The organism is Humibacillus xanthopallidus (assembly GCF_044793955.1).
GTDB classification, from domain to species: Bacteria; Actinomycetota; Actinomycetes; order Actinomycetales; family Dermatophilaceae; genus Humibacillus; species Humibacillus xanthopallidus_C.
This window is the reverse complement of record NZ_CP084995.1, coordinates 927,227-947,289: the sequence shown is the minus strand read 5'-3', so window position 1 is coordinate 947,289 and position 20,063 is coordinate 927,227. Positions and strand designations below refer to the sequence as shown.

Below are 20,063 nucleotides of genomic sequence, written 5' to 3'. Positions count from 1 at the left end.
GCGCGCGACAGCGCGACCGAACCGGTCGTGACTCGACACACCCGATGACCGCGCCGGGTCGGCCATCGGGTGTGCTCCTCGTGGACCTCGCGCGGCGCACCGGCGGCGCCGAGACGCGCGTGGTGGCCACCGCGAGAGGGCTCGCGGATCGAGGTGTGCCGGTGAGCGTGGCCTGTCTCGAGGGAAGCCCGCTCGCCAGCGCGCTCGAGCACGCGGGTGTCCGTGCGGAAGCGGTGGCGCGGCGGAAGTGGGACCCGCGACTCGTCGCTGAGCTCGGACGCGTGATGCGCGCCCGCCCGGGCTGGATCGTGGATGCGCACAACGCGCAGTCACAGCTCGCTGTGAGGCTGGCTGATCGTGGTCGGGCACCGACAGGTGCCCGAATCGCCACGGTGCACAGCGAGTACGGCCACTCGGAGGGAAGGCTGTGGGGCTTCTCGTGGCACGAGGCCGTGTTGAGATGTGTCATTCGATCGAGATGGAAGCTGGTGGCGGTGTCCCCCGCAGTACGTCGAAACCTTCAGGGGCTCGGCGCGGCTGACGATGTCGCGGTGGTCTGGAGTGGCATCGACGGCGCCGGCGTCGCCCGTGACCGCGCCGAGGTGCGGCGCGAGCTCGGGATCGGGAGCGACGAGTTCGTCGTCGCCGCCGTGGGTCGGATGGTCCCGGTGAAGAACTTCGACATGGCCATCCGCGCCGTTGCGCTCCTGCATCGATCGCTACCCACCGCGCGCCTCCTCGTGGTCGGCGACGGGCCAGAGCGAGAACGGCTCGAGCAGCTGGCTCTGCGCCAGCCGGGTCCTGCGGACCTGGTCCGGTTCCTCGGCCATCGGGACGACGTCGCTGACCTGCTCGTGGCGTGTGACGCCTTGGTCATCACGTCGACGACGGAGGGCCTTCCTTATGTGCTGCTCGAGGCCGCAGCCTCCCGGACACCCGTCGTCAGCACCGCGGTTGGCGCCATCCCGGACGTTTTCGGGGGTGGGGCGGTCGCCCTGTTGCCATGGGGTGTGCAGAGCGATCTCGCGGGCCCCGCGATCCTTGCGAGGGAACTGTCATCGCTTGCCCTGCAACCGGATCGGCGCGATCGAATGGTGACGCGCGCGGCGCGCGTCCAGCAGCGGCGTCTCAGTCTCGAGTCGATGCTCACTGCCACCATCGACTCCTATGGGCTCGGCGCCGAAGCGGTCTCGCCCAGAGCGGAGGTTGCCCGGTGATACAGGGCCAGCAGGAGCCAGGACGATCCCTCCAGGTTCCCGCGCCGAAGGGCGGCGCCCAAACACACGCGTACGTCGACGTCGGAGGCACCGGCCGTCCGCGTCCCGGGATGCCGCACCCACCCGAGGCTGGGCGCGGCATCCCGAGCCGCCTCGTGCTCTGGACGCTTCGGCGCTTCTGGTGGGCGGTCCTCTGCGCCGGCATCGCTTCGGGAATGCTCGCCCTGCTGGCGCTCAGTTCCATCAACCCCGGCTACGAGTCCCAGGCGCGCCTGCTCGTGGGTCAGCTGACCGGGTCGACGGACTCCCTGCGCGCCTCAGCCTCCCTCGGGCAGACCTACGCCGACGCCCTCGGCTCGGAGGCTGTCCTGCAGAGGGCTGCGAGAAGTGCGGGGCTGCCATTGAACACCGACGAGAAGCTGCTCTCGGCGGCGGACGTGCAGTTCAACGAGAAGTCCCGCATCCTGACCATCAGGACGACCTGGTCCGATGCCGCGACAGCGCAGCGACTCGCCAGCCTCCTCGTCGGCGAGGTCGATCGACTGAGGGATCAGGGACCGACGTCTCCGCCCGTCCAGAACCCCACCGCCGACGTGCGCGCGCAGGAGAACACGCGTCAAGCGAGTGGAGCGCTGACGTTGATCCAGCCAGCCACGCGTGCGGACCGCGAGACCGACACCAGTGAGAAGGCGGTGGCCATGCTCTCGGCAGTGGCGGGGAGCTTGCTGACCTTCACGTCCCTGTGCTTCCTCGTCGCGCGTCGGCATCGCCGAGTGCTGCGAGTGCGCGGTGCCCTCGCCAACGAGGACTACCTGGGCAGCGTCACGTCCAGCGGTCGCTCCAGGGGTCGCCACGACGCATCCGGGCCGGTAGTGGTCCGTGGGCGCAGGGCCACAGAGTACGCACAGATCGCCGCGCGCATGGATGTTCGGGCCGCGACAGCACCTTTGAGCTCGATCTCCGTCGTCGGGACCAGGGCGGGCCCGATCGCCCCAGAGGTCGCTCTCAATCTCGCGAGTGCCTTTGCTGCCCCCGGGCGTCGGGTCGCGCTTGTGGACCCCACTGACACGATTCACTCGATCCGGCTGACCCGCCCGCACCTCAGCGTGATCCAGGTCGACAGTCCCCAGGAGGAGACCGAGCTAGCCGAGCGTCTCCTCGCCTCCGCCCGAGGTCGCAGCGATGACCTGCTCGTCCTCACCCTGCCGTCCTTGGCCTCCGCCCTTGCCGGACCCTGGTGGCTGAGCTCCACCGACGCCGTGGTCCTCGTCGGTGAGTACGGCGACCCGTCCATCGAGGTCAACCTGCTGGACTGCATGGACGCCATTGTGCGCCGCGGTGGGCGCCTGCTCGGGGTCGTCCTGCTGCGGGATGGGCGACCGCTGCACCGACTGATGACACCCCCCGAGAGCGTCACGGCCCCATGACTGGCCATTCGACCCGGTCGGTCGCTGCACGGGTTCAGGCTCCGCCGTGACCGCCTCCCTGCTGGGCTACTTCGCCGTGACGGTGGCGCTCACCGTCACGGCCCTGCTCGTCCTGTCACTCGCGCTCACCGGCCCGAACTGGGTGACCGCGGTCGCGGTCGGACTCCTCTTCGTCAACGTAGGCGTGCTCGCGACGAACGTGGGAGCGCCGGCACTGGCCCCGGTGCTGCCCTACCTGCTCCTCCTGCTGCCCGCGCTCTACCAGATCCTCGTCAATCGGGCACCTGTCGTGTGGGGATGGCCGATGACGGGGTTGCTCGCCTTCGCCCTCGTGGCGACCGTCTCAACCGTCCTCTCGTTCCGCCCTGGCGACAGCTTCCCGACCCTGGTCCAGTGGCTGCTCGAGGGACTCATCTTCTTCTTCGCCCTGACCAACAGCATCAGGACAGTGCGCACACTGCGGCTCTGCATCCAGGCAGTCGTCGTGGCCGGGGCAGTGGTCGGCTTCTTCGTGGCCTACCAGCAGCGCCAGGGCAACTTCTACAACACGTTCTTCGGGTTGGCGCAGGTCTCCGAGCCGTATGACATCACGGCCTCATCGTCGTGGGTTCTTGCCGATGAGCTCGTGGGGGGCAGCTTCCGAGCCGCGGGAATGATCGGCGAACCGAACTTCTTCGCCATGGTGATGACGGCACTGACGCCGTGGGCCATCTACCTCGCGATCTCCGCGAGGACCCTGCTGGGCCGCATCGTCTGCGTGGGGGCCGGGCTGCTCGTGAGCTACGCCGTGTTCGTCTCCTATTCGCGCGGGGCGCTCATGGCGGCCGCCGGCGTCCTCGTGCTGCTCGCGGTGGGCGGAGTCCTTCCGCGCAAGACCCTCGTCTATCTCAGCGTCGCGGGAGCCGCAGCCGTGGCGGTGGTCCCCACCTTGGCCGAACGCCTCGCGACGCTCGGGACCGTCGTAGCAGGCGGGCCCGGCGAGGAGGCGTCCGCGGCTGGCCGCCTGTCGGAGGTGGCGGCGGCTTGGGAAGTGTTCGCGGCGCATCCGTTCGTCGGAGTCGGACCGGGCCAGTTCCCTCTCTACTACCAGCGCTATGTCAACCTCTCCGGCGGGAGCGTCCACAGCGGCGACGGCGCGCGCAACGCGCACAACATCGTCTTGGGTCTGGCCGCGGACGTCGGCCTGCTCGGGCTGGCGGCGTTCACCTGTCTCGTGGTCGCCGTCCTCCTCGGTCTCGCTCGTGCCCGACGGCACACCCCCTTGCGGGGGCTGGCCACCGCCGCCCTGGTCTCCCTCTGCTTCTACCTTGCGTGCAGCGCCTTCCTCCACCTCGCCTACGCCCGCTACCTGTGGCTGTATCTCGCGCTCTCGGCGGCCGTCATCAACCTGACCCCACGACACCCCGAGGAGCCCCCGAACCCGGTCCAGCGGACAGCAACGCACGCCCGCCGACTCGCCGGGAGCGGCTCGTGAAGGACGCCGAGCCCCGAGCGACCGCCCCCGCGGTGGCACCGTCGCCCCACGCCGCCATCCGGGGGTCCTCGCTGCTCCTCGTCGGCCGGCTCCTCGCGATCGGTGCCGGGATCCTGATCCAGGTCCTCATCGTCCGCTACCTCCCGCAAGCCGCGTTCGGCGCCTTTTCCTACTGCATCGCCGTCGTCACCCTTCTCACGGTCGTCGTGTCGCTCGGGATGGAGCAGACGATGTCCCGGTTCCTGGCCATCTACGACGAACGCGGGCAGCGGGCACACCTCGCCGGTGCGATCCTCTTCTACCTCGCCGTGGTGGTGACGCTGGGCACGGTGGTGGTCGCTGCGACCGTCCTTGGCCGCGACGAGCTCACTCGCATGGTCATCCACGACCGACAGAGCGCGGAGCTGCTCGCTGTGATGGTCCTGCTCGCCCCCCTGCAGGCCGTCGACACGTTGGGGAGCACGCTCTTCGCCGTCTACGGCCGGCCGGGAGCCATCTTCTGGCGGCGCTACGTCATCACCCCCCTCCTGCGCATCGCCGTGGTCGCCGTCATGCTCGTCATGCAGGCATCGGTCCTCGTGCTCGGTGTGGGATACGTGATCGCCACGGTCGTGGGCCTGCTCATCTACCTCCCGCAGCTCTGGCGCCTGCTCCGACAGCGCGGAGTCGTCGCCCGCGCCGTGCGGCCGGTCATGCCCGTCCGGGCGCTGATGCTCTTCACCGGTTCGGCGGTCGCCGCAGACCTGCTCGCGATCGTGCTCTTCGCCTCGGACGCCGTCATCGTCGGCTGGATCTCGGGGGCGACAGAAGTTGCCCTTCTCCAAGCCACCCAACCGCTCGCCAGCGGCAACCTCGTGATCTTCTACGCCCTGATCCCTCTGTTCATCCCGACGGCGTCACGGTTCTTCGCCAGCGGTGAAACCGCCCGGGGGGAAGAGTTGTATGCGTCGTGCTCGCTCTGGATCGCCGTCTTCACTTTCCCGATCGCGGCCCTGACCATCGTCTGCGCGCCCACACTCACAGAGACGTTGTTCGGCCAGCGCTATGCGGCCGCGGGTCCGATCCTCGCCATCATGGCCACTGGTCAGTACCTGCTCGCGATCTTCGGGCTCAGTGGACTCACATTGAAGGCGCACGGCATCCTGCGCAACCTGGCGCTGGCCAACGTTGCGGTCACGGTTCTCAACATCAGCGCCAACGTGCTGCTCGTGCGCCAGTTCGGCGCGCTGGGCGCCGCCATCGGGACGACCTCAACGATCGCGCTGCTGACCGTGGGCAAGCTCCTGATCGTGCGGCACGACCTCGGCATCTGGCCCGTCGACCTTCGTCTTGCACGCGCATTGGCCCGGATCGTGGGTCTCGGCGGCATCCTCGCGCTCACGACTGCCGCCCTCGACCCCACCCTTGCCGTCGACGTGGCGCTCGTCGGCGCCGCCACTCTCCTCCTGCTGTGGTCCAGCCGTCGAGACCTACGGGTGCTGGCTGTCTTCCCGGAGGCGGCGCGGGTCCGTGTCGTCCGTCTCCTACTCGATGTGCGATGAGTCGCGAGGCGAAGTCGTCCACGGCTCGGGTCGCCGTCCGGGGGTGGGCCCTGGCCCTCATGATGGCTCTGGGTGCCTGTCAGTCGCCCGGCGACACTCCCGCCGACGCTCCGGATGCTTCCGTCGTCACATGCCGAAGCAGCGCCCCGCCCTATGCGCCGTCGAGTGCGTGGAACACCCCGATCGGATCCACCCCCACCATCGACCCCCGCACCCCCACCTACCAGGCCACCCTCACCGCCACCGGCCAGACCCTCACCTCCGACGTCGACCAGTACGCCATCGGCCTCTACTGCGTCACCCCCACCGCACCCCGCACCAGCATCCAGCTCACCGGCTACTACTCCGACTACACCTCCGGCACCCGCATCGGCCACGGCTACGCCCCCACCATCACCAACCTGCCCATCCCCGCCGGCCTCACCCCACCCCCCGGCAGCGACGGCCAAGTCGTCCTCTGGGACCAGACCGCCGGCATCGAGTACGGCTTCTGGCAGTTCGCCTGGAAGAACGGCCAAGCCACCGCCACCAACGGCTACGCCATCCGCACCGACACCACCTCCACCGGCCGCTTCGCCGACGGCCTCGCCGGCCGCGGCGCCGGACTGCCCTACCTCGCCGGGACCGTCCGCCCCACCGAGATCACCACCGGCCGCATCGAACACGCCCTCGCCTTCGCCTACGCCTACCCCTCCCGCGAACACACCTTCCCCGCCTCCAAGTCCGACGGCAAAGGCACCACCGGACGCGACCTACCCGAAGGCACCCGCCTCCAGCTCGACCCCACCCTCACCCCCGAAGACCTCACCAGACTCGGCGTCACCCCCACCGGCCTGATCATCGCCAAAGCCCTCCAGCAGTACGGCATGTACGTCGTCGACAACTCCGGCTCCGCCAAGATCTACCTCCAGGACCGCACCTCCGCCGGCTGGGACACCACCATCACCCGCACCATCCTCGGCACCATCCCCTGGACCCGCTTCCGCGCCATCACCACCACACCGGGCACACCACCCACCACGCCGGACACCCCGACACCACTCGCCCACTCTCGGTGACGACCTGACGGCCGACGCTCAGCGGGTCGGCATGAAGCTCGTGTCGATGTGTGCCTCGTCCACCGTGGCATCAAGCGTGTTGGTGCTCGCCATGACCCCGAGTCGCACCGCGGTCACGTTCGTCGTGGTCGAGACCGGGGCGCTGCTGGTGCTCGCGAAGGGTGTCCCGAACGGCTGGCCGGCACCGGCGACGAACGCCTCCAGAGCGATGGCCCCATCGGAGACCCGCCGTTGGTGCAGACCCAGCCGATACGTCATGCCGGGAAGGAGCTTGACGCCTGTCCCGATCGTCGTGTTGTAGTTGCGGAGCAGCAGCGTGCCGTCTCCCTTGAGCCACAGTGAGCCCGTGGTGGGAGCAGAGCCTCCGGTCCCGTTGAGGGACTGGACGATGCGGGTGTCGCCGGACGCCAGAGCGTTGACCCGGTACGTCAGGCTGGTGAACGTCTCCGGCGCCACCGCGGCGAGCTTCTGCTCGAGGTACGCGGTCGTGGTCGCGGCGCGGAAGCGCGCGGAGGCGGTGCCCACCAGCGGAGCGCTCATCTCCAGCGCCACGGGTCCGATGGCAGAGGTGGCCCCTTGCGTCCCGGTCAGGGCGCCTGCCTCGAAGGTCATGTCGGCCTGGCGTGCGCCGACCACGGACGAGGTCCACGTCGATGCTGAGGCGCCCACGGACCTCACGCGGTACCAGGCCACTCCCTCGTCGCGGGTGTCCGAGTACGTCGTCGTGTTGGCGGGGAGCGCCCACGTCACCGCGCCCGCGAAGTCGCTGGTCGGCGCTCGCTGGAGCTCGAAGCCGGTCTCATTGGTGGACAGGTCATTCCAGGCGAGCAGTGTCTGGGTCTGGCTCGCAGCCGTCGCGGTGAGACCCGCGGGCGCCATCGGTGGGGTCGCCGGGGTGCTGATCGCCTGGGCGGGAGTCGGGGCGCTCGAGCCGTTCGCGTTCATCGCCACCACGCGATAGAGGTAGTCCGTCGACGCAGCCACGCTCGCGTCGAGGTGGCCGGCGGCGTCGGGGGGCAGCGTCGCTATCTGGGTCCACGTGGTGCCGCCGTCGCCAGAGCGTTCCACGACGTATGCCGCCTCGTTCGTTGCCGTGTCCGTCCACCGCAGTTGGACCGAGGTCCCCGAGAGGGACAGGACGAGGCCCGTCGGGCTGGAGGGGGGCAGCGTCATGCTGGCCGGGGCCGGACCACCGATGATGCGCACGGCGTCGATGTCGGCGTCGAGGCCCGGCGGGGTCGTCTGCGAGTTAGTCGTGGACCCGATCCGCACCTTGTCGGCCCTGCCCGTGAAGGTGGCCGTCGTCGTCTGCGCGAAGGGGGCCCCGAGCTCCGAGCCCTCGGGAGCGAGCCATGCCGCCAGCACGCCGTCGGCACCGGCGCCCCGGCTCTGCACCAGACGCACGTGGTACGTCTGGCCGACCTGCACGAGCTGGCTCGCCGCGCCGATCGGAGGTGAACCGTTGCGGAGTCTGGCCGTCACCCCACCGGTGGTGGGGTTGAGCACCACGTTTCCGATGTCGGTGATCTGTGAGCTGACTACGACGACGCGCACCGGGTAGGCGGGCACGGCGTTGAGTCGTAGCAAGAAGTCCACCGTCACCGAGTCCACCGCCGTGATCGGGTGGTCGAGGTAGCTCGACGCGCCGTTGGTCCTCGCTGACTTCGCTCCCACGATCGGGCTGTCCGCGTCAAGCAGGACCGTGCCGAACGAGCGCATCGCGCCGTCCGCGCCGATGACGCCGGCGCCCTCGAAGCCCATGTCGACGTCGGCCGTGCAGTCCGGAGTGAACTCTGGTAGCGACGGCGACGGCGTCATCCCGGCGAGGGCATCCACGACCACCACGGTCGCCCTGTCGAGGGCCGGGTCGTAGAGCGAGGCCTGGCGTGTGGGATCACGCGGATCCGCCTTGTCCACGAGGCCCCATACCCACGACATGGTGCCCGCGGAGAAGACGAGGGAGCCACTCGGCGCCACATACGCAGCGGCGTGCGCCGTGCCGCTGATCTTGTCCGAGCCGCGGAACGGCGAGGCCGCAACGAGCGCGAAGCCGGTGTTCTCGGGGGGAGCGTAGTGACAGGAGTACCCGTCGGCTTCGTAGCCGATGATGCCCGAGAACACGGTTCCTGGGCTCACCCCCGCGTCGGACCACGGCCAGCCGCCCGAGGCGCTCGGGCTGAGAGCAGTGTTGAGAGTGGACCTGTCGGTCGATCCCAGGAACGACGTGCCGATGAGGGTCTGAGCCGGTCGGTTGAGGGGTGGATCCTGGAAGCGGACCGTGCGGAGAGCAGGCTGCACGACCGGGTCGACCGTGCTGTAGCTGTTGTTGGGCGTGTTCTTGTAGACGACCATCGTGCGGCCGGGCACGCCGGAGCTCGAGGGCTCGAGACGCGACTGCCAGTAGACATCGTTCGCCCCGAAGAAGCCGATGTTGACGCCCTGATCTCGCGCGCCCTCAAAGGCGTCGAACATCTCCTTGGTCCAGTACTCGTCGTGCCCCACCGAGAGCAGGCCCTCGTGGTCGAGCAGCGTCTGGGGCCGCAGGTGTGCATCGACGTCCGTCGTGTAGGCCACGTCGTAGCCGTTCATCTCCAGCCAGGTGAGGAAGTAGCCCTCCCAGCTCCAGTCCGGGTCGAGGAGGCTCCCGCCTCCTGTGCAGGGGTACGGGCGGTCGAACGAGACCTTCACCGCGCGCGGCGTTCCCGTGACGGTCTTGGTGGGTGAGCTCTGGGTGTCGTAGAGGTTCTTGCCGGTGGCTGGGACGCCCTTGCAGCCGGCTTGTCCGTCGCTCGGGAAGTTGTTGTAGGCCTGGTACGTCATGACGCTCTGCTTGAAGAGCAGGTCCGCGTGTCGGGCGTCGTCCCTGACGACGAACTGCACGTAGCTCTGGAATCCCGCGGCGTTGGTGAGCAGGACGAGGTAGACGCCACTGGTCCAGTCGGGTTCCACGTCGAGTCGCAAGCTGGTCGACCACTGGCACTCGATGAGACCCGTGCCGGCCTCGGGGGTGCACGCAGGTTGCTGGATGCCGGCAAGCCCGTCGACCGAGCGGACCAGCCGTGCGCCCTTGCCGCCGTAGTAGCCCAGCCGGAAGACGTTGGCCGTGTAGGACTGGGGCGGGTTCACCGTGACCTTGAGGTCGATGCTCTCACCGACGTTGACGCTGGCGGCGGAGGCATACCCCTTGACCTGCTTCCCGAGGTCGTCGGCGACCCGGTAGCCGTTGAGGCCGAGGCCCCATCCGTCAGAGCCCGGCTTCTGGTTCTCGACCACGACGGGGTTGACCGAGGCCGACACCGGGGCGCTCGCGCCGAGGTCGATCGACGTCGGCATCACGAGCGCGAGGACGAGCGCCATCGCTGGCAGGCCGAGGCGAACAAAGGGCTGGCTCTGGGTGGCCATGGACTTCTCCCGCACGAGGAAATGAACGCGTCACGGCGCCGAGAGAAATGCCCGAATAGTTCTTTGTGTACTGCTTGACGCAGCCATTCTCATGAACGCCGCGCCCCCTCCATGGAGGCTACCGCACGACCCCGCTGGAGGACCCGAATCAGGCCACTCCGCAGGCAAGCCCAATCTCGAGTTGCGGCACGAATCGGATACCCCAACACTCGCTAACACAAACCTCCACATCTTGTCCGCCCTGACAGGCGAAGGCCCTTTGTCCGCCCTCCCAAGAAGAGTCGAGCAAAGGAGCGGGCATTCTCCGGCTCGACCCCCACCCCTCCCCTCAGGACGACATCGTGACTATGACCAACAGACCCAGCAGGCGCCCGGCAGCCGTTGCGCTCGCGGGCCTCGCCGCCCTCGTGATCGGCGCAGCCATGTATTCGACGGCCGCGTCTGCGCCAGCCACCGCATCCGCCTCGGTCACCACAGCGACCAGCGCGCTGGCCCCGTGCTCGGGGCAGCGACCGTATGCGCCGTCGAGTGCGTGGAACACCCCGATCGGATCCACCCCCACCATCGACCCCCGCACCCCCACCTACCAGGCCACCCTCACCGCCACCGGCCAGACCCTCACCTCCGACGTCGACCAGTACGCCATCGGCCTCTACTGCGTCACCCCCACCGCACCCCGCACCAGCATCCAGCTCACCGGCTACTACTCCGACTACACCTCCGGCACCCGCATCGGCCACGGCTACGCCCCCACCATCACCAACCTGCCCATCCCCGCCGGCCTCACCCCACCCCCCGGCAGCGACGGCCAAGTCGTCCTCTGGGACCAGACCGCCGGCATCGAGTACGGCTTCTGGCAGTTCGCCTGGAAGAACGGCCAAGCCACCGCCACCAACGGCTACGCCATCCGCACCGACACCACCTCCACCGGCCGCTTCGCCGACGGCCTCGCCGGCCGCGGCGCCGGACTGCCCTACCTCGCCGGGACCGTCCGCCCCACCGAGATCACCACCGGCCGCATCGAACACGCCCTCGCCTTCGCCTACGCCTACCCCTCCCGCGAACACACCTTCCCCGCCTCCAAGTCCGACGGCAAAGGCACCACCGGACGCGACCTACCCGAAGGCACCCGCCTCCAGCTCGACCCCACCCTCACCCCCGAAGACCTCACCAGACTCGGCGTCACCCCCACCGGCCTGATCATCGCCAAAGCCCTCCAGCAGTACGGCATGTACGTCGTCGACAACTCCGGCTCCGCCAAGATCTACCTCCAGGACCGCACCTCCGCCGGCTGGGACACCACCATCACCCGCACCATCCTCGGCACCATCCCCTGGACCCGCTTCCGCGCCATCACCACCACACCGGGCACACCACCCACCACGACCACGACGGCGACCCCGACGCCCACCCCGACGCCCACCCCGACGCCCACGCCGTCGCCCACGGCGACCTCGAAGACCGCGGCCGACATGACGTTCGAGCAGCGCAGTCTCGTCGGCGAAAAGGGCGCAACCCTCGTCGATGGTCCGGTTCAGCTCGAGACCGTGCGCCCCGTGGCAGGCCTCGCCTCGGCGCGCTTCCCCCGCGGAACGTCCTCTGCGTACCTCGAGCAGCGCTTCACGGCATCTCCCGAGCACTGGGTCGACCTGACGCTCCGGGTCAACGCCCTCGGCACCGGCGACACGCGCATCGTGCAGTCCCTCAACACCACGGGCTCGGGCACGGTGACCACCGGGTCGTTCTGGCTTCGTGCGGACGGCACCCTTCTCCTGCGCAACTACAACACGACGATCGGTGCTCCCGGGCCCAAGCTTGCCCCAGGCACGTCGTACCGGCTGCGACTGCACCAGCGCACCAACGCGGACGGCACGATCATGCTCGAGGGTTTCGTCACTCCCGTTGGCACGGCCTTCACCGGTCCGTTCGCCCGCGGCGCAGCGCTGAGTGCATTGACCCGGAGCGTGAGCGTCGTCCGGATCGGGAGCATGGCGAGCAACAACACCCTGGATGCGACGACCGATGACGTGCGTGTCTCGATCATGGCCACCTCGCCCTGATGTCTGACGGTCCTCGCTTCAGCCCTGATCTCCGAAGTCGCACCGGCCACGTCTCGGAGGTGGCGTGCCGGTTGATCAGTGCCGCCGCCTCCAGACGTGAGTGCACCCCGAGCTTCGCCAAGAGGCGCTGGACGTGCGTTCGCGCGGTGGCTTGGCTGATGCCGAGCTCCGCTGCGATTTGCTTGGTGGTCAGCCCCTGGACGATGCTCCTCAATGCATCCCACTCGCGATCCGTGAGGAACTGCAGGGCCCAAAGGGGGTCCTCCCCTGAGGCCGGCTTGAGCACCTGCTGAAGCAGGTGCGCGTCGATGGCCACGCCTCCGGAGCCGGCACGGTCGAGGGCCTGGCAGATGTCGTCGATGGACTTCAGCTTGCTCACGAACCCGGCAGCTCCAGCGGTGAGGCATGCTCCCACCGTCTGTGGATCGGTCATGGCGGAGAAGACCACCACCCGCGTGCGCGGGTGCTCCGCCGTCATGGTGCGCAGCACCTCGAGGCAGGTGCCGTGCGGGTAGCTGTAGTCGAGTAGGCAGATGTCGGGATCATGACGAGCGACCGCAACCAGCGCCCCCTCAGGCGTCACCTCCTGTGCGACGACCTCGTGCCCTCGTGCAGTCAGCGACGTGCTCATGGCGTCGAGGAGCATTCGGTGATCGTCAGAGATGACCACCCTCACGATGCCCTGACCGAGGCAGCGAGCGGGATCTCGATCGTGGCGACCGCCCCAGCGCCGACCCCGTCACGCAACGAAAAGCTGCCGCCACAGTCAGCCAGCACCGCACGAACCGTAGGCAGCCCCAACGAATGCTGGGCTGCGAGCCGGCCGAGCCCCGGGCCGTCGTCTGTCACCTCCAGACGTCCGTGGCCCGCGTGTGACGACACCACGAGGTCGACGTGACCGTGGTCCCCGGCTGCCCTGGTCGCGTTGTCGAGAACGCACAGCAGCGCCCTTTCCACGGCGCAGCGGCGGACACTCACCCACGCCTCCGCCTTGACCTCGACCGTCCAGGAGCATCCTGCTTGAGCAAAGGCCAGAGCGGCCGCGGCGGTCGCGACATCCCCGAGGAGCACGTAGCGCGGGCCGGTGTCCGCATGACCCCCGAGGACCGACTCGACCAGGTCGTTGAGCCAGTTGACCTCGTCGAGCATCGCGGTCAGGACCGTGTCCCGCCGGCCACACTCGGCGTCCTGGGCCATGAGCCGCAATGCGGTCAGAGGCTGCCGCAGGTCGTGCAAGAGGGCTCGCACGGTGTCCGCGGGTGCTGGGCCCGCGGGCATCGGGAATCCTGATATCGGTTTGAGTTCTTGGAATGCGGCATCGCTGACGCCGTCGTCGACGTACATGGTGGCCCCCCACCGTGGATAAGCGTCTCCCGGAACGCGGGCGGACTTCTTCACCTCACCCGGGAAACGACCCCCCAAGGAACGGCTCGCGCTACGCCCCCCGGCGGCGCTTCGCCTCCTACGAGAGAAAGATAACCCCTGAGGGGGCATCCATCCACACATTCAGGTGATCACTTCTGAGAGTGGCAATCCCGTTCCCTATGAACCGTTTTCGCCGTTTATCCCGTAGATCAACAAGTATCGCCCGACCTGTGCGTGGTTCTTGGAGTCGGTGCCGGCGGGCGCGCAGGCGGCGCTCTTCCGATCACTGGACTGCATGCAACGGTCACTGCCCCCTCCTTCTCACGGCACGGTGCCACTCGGCCCTTTCGCGCCCTTGGCGCCGGGCAGACACGCGGAGACGTGTCGCCCACCCCGGGCGACGCACTACCGTCGGAGGGTGAGCGACACCACCAACCCGCCCGAGAGCACGATCGACGAGACGCCGCCGACCACGGACTCCCGTGAGGCACCGACGCGACCGGGCTTCGCCGGCCTGGGGCTCGACGAGCGAATCCTGAAGAGCCTCAAAGAGCTCGGCTACGAGCACCCATCGCCGATCCAGGAGGCGACGATCCCCGCGCTGCTCCAGGGGCGGCACGTTGTCGGGCTCGCACAGACCGGCACCGGCAAGACGGCAGCCTTCGCGCTGCCCATCCTCAGCCAGCTCGATCTCAAGCAGAAGTCGCCACAGGCGCTCGTGCTGGCTCCCACCCGCGAGCTCGCCCTGCAGGTGTGCGAGGCCTTCGAGCGGTATGCCGCTCGGCTGCCGGGCGTGCACGTGCTCCCCGTCTACGGTGGTCAGGCCTACGGCGTGCAGCTGAGCGCGTTGCGGCGCGGCGTGCACATCGTCGTGGGCACCCCCGGTCGCATCATGGACCACCTCGAGAAGGGGACGCTCGACCTGCGCCAGCTGCGCTTCCTCGTGCTCGACGAGGCCGACGAGATGCTCAAGATGGGCTTCGCCGAGGACGTCGAGACGATCCTCGCCGACACCCCGGACGACAAGCACGTCGCCCTCTTCTCCGCGACGATGCCCTCGCAGATCCGGCGCATCTCGAAGAAGTACCTCGACGACCCGGTCGAGGTGACGGTCAAGGCAACGACGTCGACGACGCCCAACATCACCCAGCGCTACCTCACGGTGTCCTACCCGCAGAAGGTCGATGCGCTGACCCGCATCCTCGAGGTCGAGAACTTCGAGGGGATGATCGTCTTCGTCCGCACGAAGAACGAGACCGAGACCCTCGCGGAGAAGCTCCGGGCCCGCGGCTTCTCCGCCATGGCGATCAACGGCGACATCGCGCAGAACCAGCGTGAGCGCACGGTTGACCAGCTGAAGTCGGGCAAGCTCGACATCCTCGTCGCCACCGACGTGGCGGCTCGCGGGCTCGACGTCGAGCGCATCAGCCACGTCGTCAACTACGACATCCCGACCGACACCGAGTCCTACGTGCACCGCATCGGCCGCACGGGCCGGGCCGGCCGCAGCGGCGACGCGATCTCCTTCGTGACACCGAGGGAGCGGCACCTGCTCAAGGCGATCGAGAAGGCCACGCGCCAGACGCTGACCCCGATGAGCCTGCCCAGTGTCGAGGACATCAACGCCACCCGCCTGACCCGCTTCGACGACGCGATCACCGCGGCGCTCTCGACCGACAAGGTCGACTTCTTCCGCGACGTCATCGCGCACTACGTCAACGAGCACAACGTGCCCGAGGTCGACGTCGCGGCGGCGCTCGCCGCGGTCCTGCAGGGTGACGAGCCGATGCTCCTCTCCCCCGAGCCGGAGCGCCCGGCGCGCCGCACCTTCGACCGCGACGACCGCTCTCGCGGTGACCGCGACAGCCGTGGCGACCGGGGCGGCTACAGCGATCGTCCGCAGCGCGGGGAGCGTCGAGACCGACCACAGCAGCGGGGCGGGCGCGGCGGCCCGAGCGGGCCGCTCGTGCCTTATCGGATCTCCGTGGGCAAGCGTCAGAAGGTCGAGCCCCGTCAGATCGTCGGAGCCATCGCCAACGAGGGCGGACTCGGCCGACAGGACTTCGGGCACATCGACATCCGCACCGACCACTCGATCGTGGAGCTGCCCGCCGACCTGCCCCCGGGTGCGATGGAGCGCCTTCGCGGCACCCGGATCTCGGGGCAGCTGATCGAGCTCACCCCCGACGGCAGTCCACGGTCGGGCCCGAGCCAGCGCTCGAATCGGCCACGCTCGTAGCGCCGCTCGGGGGTGTGCGCGCTGCCTGCCTCCGCCGTAGTGCCCGGCTGATGTGGTGTGCTTGGGGAGCTGGCTAGCTCCTGCACCAGCCTGGGCGTGCCGCTGACCTCGCCCGGCAGGGGCGAGGTGTGGGGCGGGGCAGCTAGCGGTGCCAGGTGACGCCGGTCGCGGTGACGGTTGCGGTCATGCCGCGCTCGTGGACCACGGTGTGGTGCCGCCCGCACAGCAGGGCCCCGTTGGTCAGGTCGGTGCAGCCACCGTCGATCCAGTGCGTCACGTGGTGGACGTCGCACCACTGCGGCGGGATGGTGCAGCCCGGGAAGGTGCAGCAGCCGTCCCGGCGGGCGATGGCGCGTCGCTGGGCCCGGGTGAAGAACCGCTCGCCGCGGCCCAGGTCGAGCACCTCGGACCGGCCTCCGAGGACCATCGGGATGATCGAGGCCTCGCAGGCCAGCCGGCGCACCGTCGCCGGGGAGAGCACCGCGTCGTTGTCGCAGACCCCGGCACCGCGCAGCTGGCCCAGCAGCGCCTCGAACGACATGGTCACCACCAGCTGCGTGCGCGGGGTGCGGGTCACGCCCTCAGGGGCGGCGACCCCGCGGCCGATGATCTCCAGCAGCGCATCCGCCCGGCGCGTCTCCGGCCGGCGCGGGTCCTTCCCGGTGCCGGTGCCGGTGCCGGTGCCGGTGCCAGTCGTGGTGTCGGTGGTCGTGTCGCTGGTGGTGTCCGCGCTCCAGTCGAGGTCGGGCCGCGGGCGGGCCAGCGGGTCGATCGCGGCCTCGAGGATCGCTGCGGCCTCGGGGTCCAGGCGCAGGAGGTAGTCGATGAAGCCGGCGGTCTCGCCGATCTTCTTCAACGCCCGCCCGGCCCGGAGCCGGCGGTCCTCGTCGTCGAGGTCGGCGGGAGGTTTGAGCGAGGCGCGTCCGTGCGCTGCGACCCGGGCCAGCTCGGCCGCGGAGAGCACGTCGCTGACCTCGACCATCGCCTCGACGATCGCGTCGAGGTGCTCCGGGTCGGCGATCCGGGCCAGGTCGGCCCGGAAACGCACGATCGTCGCCGCCTGCGCGATCGAGGTCGCCCCCGAGGCCACCTTGTCAGCCAGCGCCGCCCACCGCGGCTCGTTCATCGCCGCCGCGACCTTTGCGATGCCCGGCGCCTCACGCGGGTCCAGTCCCGGCGCCATCGAGCGCAGCCAGTCCGCCCGCGACAATCCCAACCCACAGCCCAGGCCCCGCGCATCAGCCTCCCGTGCCGCCACCGCGGTGACCGCCTGGGCCGCCTCGCGCACCGCCTGCGCCAACCCGACCGCCTCACCCACCTCGCCCTCCGTGAGCGCCCAGGTCGGGCACCGCTGCACGGCCAGACGCAACGCGTCGGACGCGAACCGGAGCACGCCGACCAGACCTCTGTCGTCGACGAGCTCGCTGACCTCCATGACTTCACCCTAGACTCCACCACTGACAAAGCATGACACTGTCATACCGAGGAGCCCACATGGCCAAGCCAGCCGCACCCTCATCCAGCCGTGGCCGGACAGACGCGTCCACGGCTCAGCACACCCCAAGCCCGACCACCACTGGCTCGCCGTCCGCAGCGCAGGGCATCGAGCGCGCCAAGGTGCTCTCGGTGCGCCTCAGCACCGACGAGTTCGAGCGGCTGACCGACCTCGCGACCGAGATCGGCGTGGGGCCCTCCACGCTCGCGCGCACCCTCATCCGTCGTGGACTCACCCCCGCCGCCCAGCCCGACTCACCGCTCGAGCGCGCCCACCTCCAGCGCCTGCTCCGCCAGCCGCCAGACCTCGAGGAGCTCACCGCCCGGGTCGCGGCGCTCGAGGCCTGGGTCGCGAGCCACCCAGCGCACGACGCGAGCTGAGGCGCCGGCGTTGCGAGCCGGACGGCATACCCCGGCTCATGGCACGTCGGAGAGCGAGGCTGCACCTCCGAGCACCCGATCCGCACGGGGCCACCACCGCGCTCGCGCCGCGGACCTGCAGGACTCGGGAACGCAACGAATCGGCCAGTCCCTCGCCGGATGGACCGCTGCGGTGGCATCCTGCAATCAAGAGTTACACGAAGGCGTGACTGTCGATCCGTCCCGACCTCGCGGTGATCACGTGGCCTGGCCGGACTCGGCGTCACGCACGCGAAGGAGGCCCTGATGGACCGTGGCCGTGACGCCAAGGTGGAGGTGGCGCCGATGCGCGCTCATGGCCGCCTGCGGGGGTTCCTGCTCTTCGGGCGCTGGCCCGACGACACCGTCGAGTGGACCCAGGTGCTCCTCCTCGCCGTGCGCATGGCGGCCGTGCCCCACATGCTGCCGCCGGGCAGCACCGTCTTCCGAGTTACCGAGGCCGTGCCCGACGACTCCCCCGACCACGCGGTCGGGCTCGTGATCGCCGAAGGTCAGCTGATCGGCGAGCACCCGCTGAGGCCGGGGCAGTTCGCGACCGAACAGCCGCCGGGACTCGCCGTGCTCCACCCGCCGGCGAGCACCCACGCGTCAGTGCCGGAATACGAGACCGCGTCCGGGTGCCTCTTCCTCCCCGGACTCCCCCACCTGGGCCTGTCCCACCGTGCCGCCTGGATCGAGGCCGACGCACACGGCACCGTGACGCGCCTGGCGGCCAGGGACGACATCGATCCCGGTGACGACGTGGACACCGCGGCCCTGTCGCTGCTCATCGCGTCCTGAGAGGACCACGCGTCAGGCGGGCGCTGCCTCCAGCGTCGCCTTGACGCAGAACTCGTTGTAGATAAAGACCTTCCCGAGCGGGCGAGGGAAGGGGAAGCTGAAGTTGCTCTGGGGCGTCAGGCCCACCTCACGGCATACGCGCTCGATGTCCTCGCCCGTCGTGAAGCGCACGTGCGTCGGGTCGCTGCGGTAGCCGACCTCCTGCGGGCAGACGATGAAGACCGACCCGCCCGGGCGCAGGTAGGGCAGGTAGGTGCGGAGCAGCTCGCGCCCGTGGTCCTCGTCCATGTGCTCGAGGACGTGGGCGATGAGGAAGCCATCGAACGACGCCGGCCGCGCTTCATCGCTGGCCAGGAACTCCTCGACCGTCATGGCGCGCATCCCCTCGCGCTTGGCGATCTCGATCGACTGCGTGTTGTGGTCGATGCCGAGGGAGTCGGGGCTCAGTGCCTTCATGTTGCGGCCGATGCCACAGCCGATGTCGAGGGTGCGGCCGAGGCGCTGCCGCTTGATGTTGAGCCTGTAGGGAAGCTGCACCGGAAGGATGCGCTTCCACCAGACGTGCTGCTTCGTGTGCAGCCGCTCGGCATAGCTCGCCGCCTCCGTGCCCTCGCTCACGATCGGTGCTCTCCTCGGATGGTCCGGTGGGTGGGGCGCAACGCTACCGTCCCCGGGACTCCGATGTGGCCCCTGTCCGTGGCTTGGCTCACATCAACCTCGCGAGACGGCCGGGAATGTCCTGGACACCCCGGCAGTTGGTTGAATCGTGAAGCAGCTTCGAATCGTCGTGTCCAGCACCCGCCCGGGCCGCATCGGCCCCAAGGTCGCCGAGTGGGTCGCCGCCCAGGCTCCCGCCTCGAAGTGGGAGGTCGAGCTCGTCGACCTGTCGACCCTGCCGTTCTTCGACGAGGAGGACATGCCCCGCAACGGCAACTATGCCAAGGCGCACACCAAGGCATGGGCCTCCACCGTCTTCGAGTCGGACGCGATCATCGTCGTGACGCCGCAGTACAACCGCAGCTTCCCGGCGCCGATCAAGAACGCCATCGACTACCTCTTCGCCGAGTGGGACGCCAAGCCCGTCGCCCTCGTCGGCTACGGCTGGACCGGCGCCGGCGACGCGACCGCCGACCTCACCAAGGTGCTCGGTCACGTCAAGGCTGACGTCGTCGGCTCCACCGGACTGGTCTTCACCCAGGACGTGACCCCCGAGGGCGAGCTCACCGTGGGTGACGAGCGCCGCGCCGAATTGGCCGGTCTGCTCGACGCCCTCGCGTCGCGCGTCGACGAGCCCGCCGTCGCCACCGTCTGACCCTTCACCTCAACTGCAGGGGTATGCCGTCCGCGTCCAACGCGGGCGGCATTCCCTGTGTCGCCTGCCGACTTCTACGATTCGCAAGCGGGATGGTTCCCGACCTCTTAACCTGACCCAGGACAAACGTGTGGGCAAGGGGAGCAATGGCTGGGAATGGGGTGCCTCGCGCGTTCGCGCGGGCCGCTGTGTCAAGGGCGATGCTGGTCATCGCCCTTGTTGTCGGACTGACGGGCTCCATGGGGGTGGGGACAGCGCAGGCGGCTACCGCGAC

General features: G+C 69.4%; 15 protein-coding genes. 10 read left to right on the top strand and 5 right to left on the bottom strand.

All coding sequences use genetic code 11. The features are described 5' to 3' along the window. Window positions 1-44: 44 nt before the first annotated feature. The 5 genes from LG278_RS04335 (at window position 45) to LG278_RS04315 (ending at window position 6,717) form a co-directional block, all read left to right on the top strand. Window positions 45-1,217: a glycosyltransferase family 4 protein gene (locus LG278_RS04335; protein ID WP_404391292.1), complete on the top strand. Its 1,173-nt coding sequence runs from the start codon at window positions 45-47 to the stop codon at window positions 1,215-1,217. A 110-nt stretch (window positions 1,218-1,327) separates the two neighbouring features. Then, window positions 1,328-2,644, top strand: a complete 1,317-nt coding sequence (locus LG278_RS04330) for a hypothetical protein (RefSeq protein ID WP_404391290.1) — start codon at window positions 1,328-1,330, stop codon at window positions 2,642-2,644. Between the two features lie 46 nt (window positions 2,645-2,690). Next, window positions 2,691-4,118, top strand: a complete 1,428-nt coding sequence (locus LG278_RS04325; RefSeq protein WP_404391288.1) for an O-antigen ligase family protein — start codon at window positions 2,691-2,693, stop codon at window positions 4,116-4,118. Continuing rightward, window positions 4,115-5,659 (top strand): oligosaccharide flippase family protein, encoded by a 1,545-nt coding sequence (locus tag LG278_RS04320; protein ID WP_404391286.1) that lies wholly within the window; start codon window positions 4,115-4,117, stop codon window positions 5,657-5,659. Before LG278_RS04325 ends, LG278_RS04320 begins: the two co-directional genes overlap by 4 nt. After that, a complete protein-coding gene (locus tag LG278_RS04315; protein WP_404391284.1) occupies window positions 5,656-6,717 on the top strand; it encodes a hypothetical protein in 1,062 nt (353 codons plus the stop codon). The genes LG278_RS04320 and LG278_RS04315 overlap by 4 nt, the downstream gene beginning before the upstream one ends. Window positions 6,718-6,735: 18 nt before the next feature. Here LG278_RS04315 and LG278_RS04310 read toward each other — a convergent pair whose 3' ends face one another. Then, window positions 6,736-10,119 (bottom strand): N,N-dimethylformamidase beta subunit family domain-containing protein, encoded by a 3,384-nt coding sequence (locus LG278_RS04310; RefSeq protein WP_404391282.1) that lies wholly within the window; start codon window positions 10,117-10,119, stop codon window positions 6,736-6,738. Between the two features lie 347 nt (window positions 10,120-10,466). Here LG278_RS04310 and LG278_RS04305 point away from each other — a divergent pair, with 347 nt between their 5' ends. Continuing rightward, the gene (locus tag LG278_RS04305) at window positions 10,467-12,179 is read left to right on the top strand and encodes a hypothetical protein (protein WP_404391280.1); all 1,713 of its coding nucleotides are present in this window, start codon (window positions 10,467-10,469) and stop codon (window positions 12,177-12,179) included. On the opposite strand, the gene LG278_RS04300 is transcribed toward LG278_RS04305, so the two are convergent. Together LG278_RS04300 and LG278_RS04295 are read right to left on the bottom strand one after the other, a co-directional pair. Beyond that, window positions 12,160-12,825, bottom strand: a complete 666-nt coding sequence (locus tag LG278_RS04300; RefSeq protein WP_404391278.1) for a LuxR C-terminal-related transcriptional regulator — start codon at window positions 12,823-12,825, stop codon at window positions 12,160-12,162. The two genes, LG278_RS04305 and LG278_RS04300, sit on opposite strands and share 20 nt — an antisense overlap. A gap of 26 nt (window positions 12,826-12,851) precedes the next feature. Next, window positions 12,852-13,523, bottom strand: coding sequence for a sensor histidine kinase (locus LG278_RS04295; RefSeq protein ID WP_404391276.1), 672 nt, complete (start codon window positions 13,521-13,523; stop codon window positions 12,852-12,854). 439 nt (window positions 13,524-13,962) lie between these two features. Here LG278_RS04295 and LG278_RS04290 point away from each other — a divergent pair, with 439 nt between their 5' ends. Further along, window positions 13,963-15,783 carry a DEAD/DEAH box helicase gene (locus LG278_RS04290; RefSeq protein ID WP_404391274.1) on the top strand — a complete coding sequence of 607 codons (1,821 nt, stop codon included), beginning with the start codon at window positions 13,963-13,965 and terminating at the stop codon, window positions 15,781-15,783. A gap of 142 nt (window positions 15,784-15,925) precedes the next feature. Here LG278_RS04290 and LG278_RS04285 read toward each other — a convergent pair whose 3' ends face one another. Next, window positions 15,926-17,218 carry a DUF222 domain-containing protein gene (locus tag LG278_RS04285; protein ID WP_404391272.1) on the bottom strand — a complete coding sequence of 431 codons (1,293 nt, stop codon included), beginning with the start codon at window positions 17,216-17,218 and terminating at the stop codon, window positions 15,926-15,928. A 59-nt stretch (window positions 17,219-17,277) separates the two neighbouring features. Here LG278_RS04285 and LG278_RS04280 point away from each other — a divergent pair, with 59 nt between their 5' ends. Both LG278_RS04280 and LG278_RS04275 read left to right on the top strand, forming a co-directional pair. Further along, window positions 17,278-17,658, top strand: coding sequence for a hypothetical protein (locus tag LG278_RS04280; RefSeq protein ID WP_404391270.1), 381 nt, complete (start codon window positions 17,278-17,280; stop codon window positions 17,656-17,658). A 285-nt stretch (window positions 17,659-17,943) separates the two neighbouring features. Then, the gene (locus LG278_RS04275; RefSeq protein ID WP_404391268.1) at window positions 17,944-18,477 is read left to right on the top strand and encodes a peptidase; all 534 of its coding nucleotides are present in this window, start codon (window positions 17,944-17,946) and stop codon (window positions 18,475-18,477) included. A gap of 12 nt (window positions 18,478-18,489) precedes the next feature. On the opposite strand, the gene LG278_RS04270 is transcribed toward LG278_RS04275, so the two are convergent. Continuing rightward, window positions 18,490-19,095: a class I SAM-dependent methyltransferase gene (locus LG278_RS04270; protein ID WP_404391266.1), complete on the bottom strand. Its 606-nt coding sequence runs from the start codon at window positions 19,093-19,095 to the stop codon at window positions 18,490-18,492. 148 nt (window positions 19,096-19,243) lie between these two features. Between LG278_RS04270 and LG278_RS04265 the strand changes: the two genes are divergently transcribed. Beyond that, entirely contained in the window at window positions 19,244-19,789 is a 546-nt protein-coding gene (locus tag LG278_RS04265) for an NADPH-dependent FMN reductase (protein ID WP_404391264.1), read from the top strand. Window positions 19,790-20,063: the final 274 nt, after the last annotated feature.

Coding starts and splice junctions, on each gene's coding strand:
- LG278_RS04330 (WP_404391290.1), top strand. CDS start 1,328: ATGCCGCACCCACCCGAGGCTGGGCGCGGCATCCCGAGCCGCCTCGTG.
- LG278_RS04285 (WP_404391272.1), bottom strand. CDS start 17,218: ATGGAGGTCAGCGAGCTCGTCGACGACAGAGGTCTGGTCGGCGTGCTC.
- LG278_RS04305 (WP_404391280.1), top strand. CDS start 10,467: ATGACCAACAGACCCAGCAGGCGCCCGGCAGCCGTTGCGCTCGCGGGC.
- LG278_RS04335 (WP_404391292.1), top strand. CDS start 45: ATGACCGCGCCGGGTCGGCCATCGGGTGTGCTCCTCGTGGACCTCGCG.
- LG278_RS04275 (WP_404391268.1), top strand. CDS start 17,944: ATGGACCGTGGCCGTGACGCCAAGGTGGAGGTGGCGCCGATGCGCGCT.
- LG278_RS04300 (WP_404391278.1), bottom strand. CDS start 12,825: ATGCTCCTCGACGCCATGAGCACGTCGCTGACTGCACGAGGGCACGAG.
- LG278_RS04280 (WP_404391270.1), top strand. CDS start 17,278: ATGGCCAAGCCAGCCGCACCCTCATCCAGCCGTGGCCGGACAGACGCG.
- LG278_RS04310 (WP_404391282.1), bottom strand. CDS start 10,119: ATGGCCACCCAGAGCCAGCCCTTTGTTCGCCTCGGCCTGCCAGCGATG.
- LG278_RS04315 (WP_404391284.1), top strand. CDS start 5,656: ATGAGTCGCGAGGCGAAGTCGTCCACGGCTCGGGTCGCCGTCCGGGGG.
- LG278_RS04295 (WP_404391276.1), bottom strand. CDS start 13,523: ATGTACGTCGACGACGGCGTCAGCGATGCCGCATTCCAAGAACTCAAA.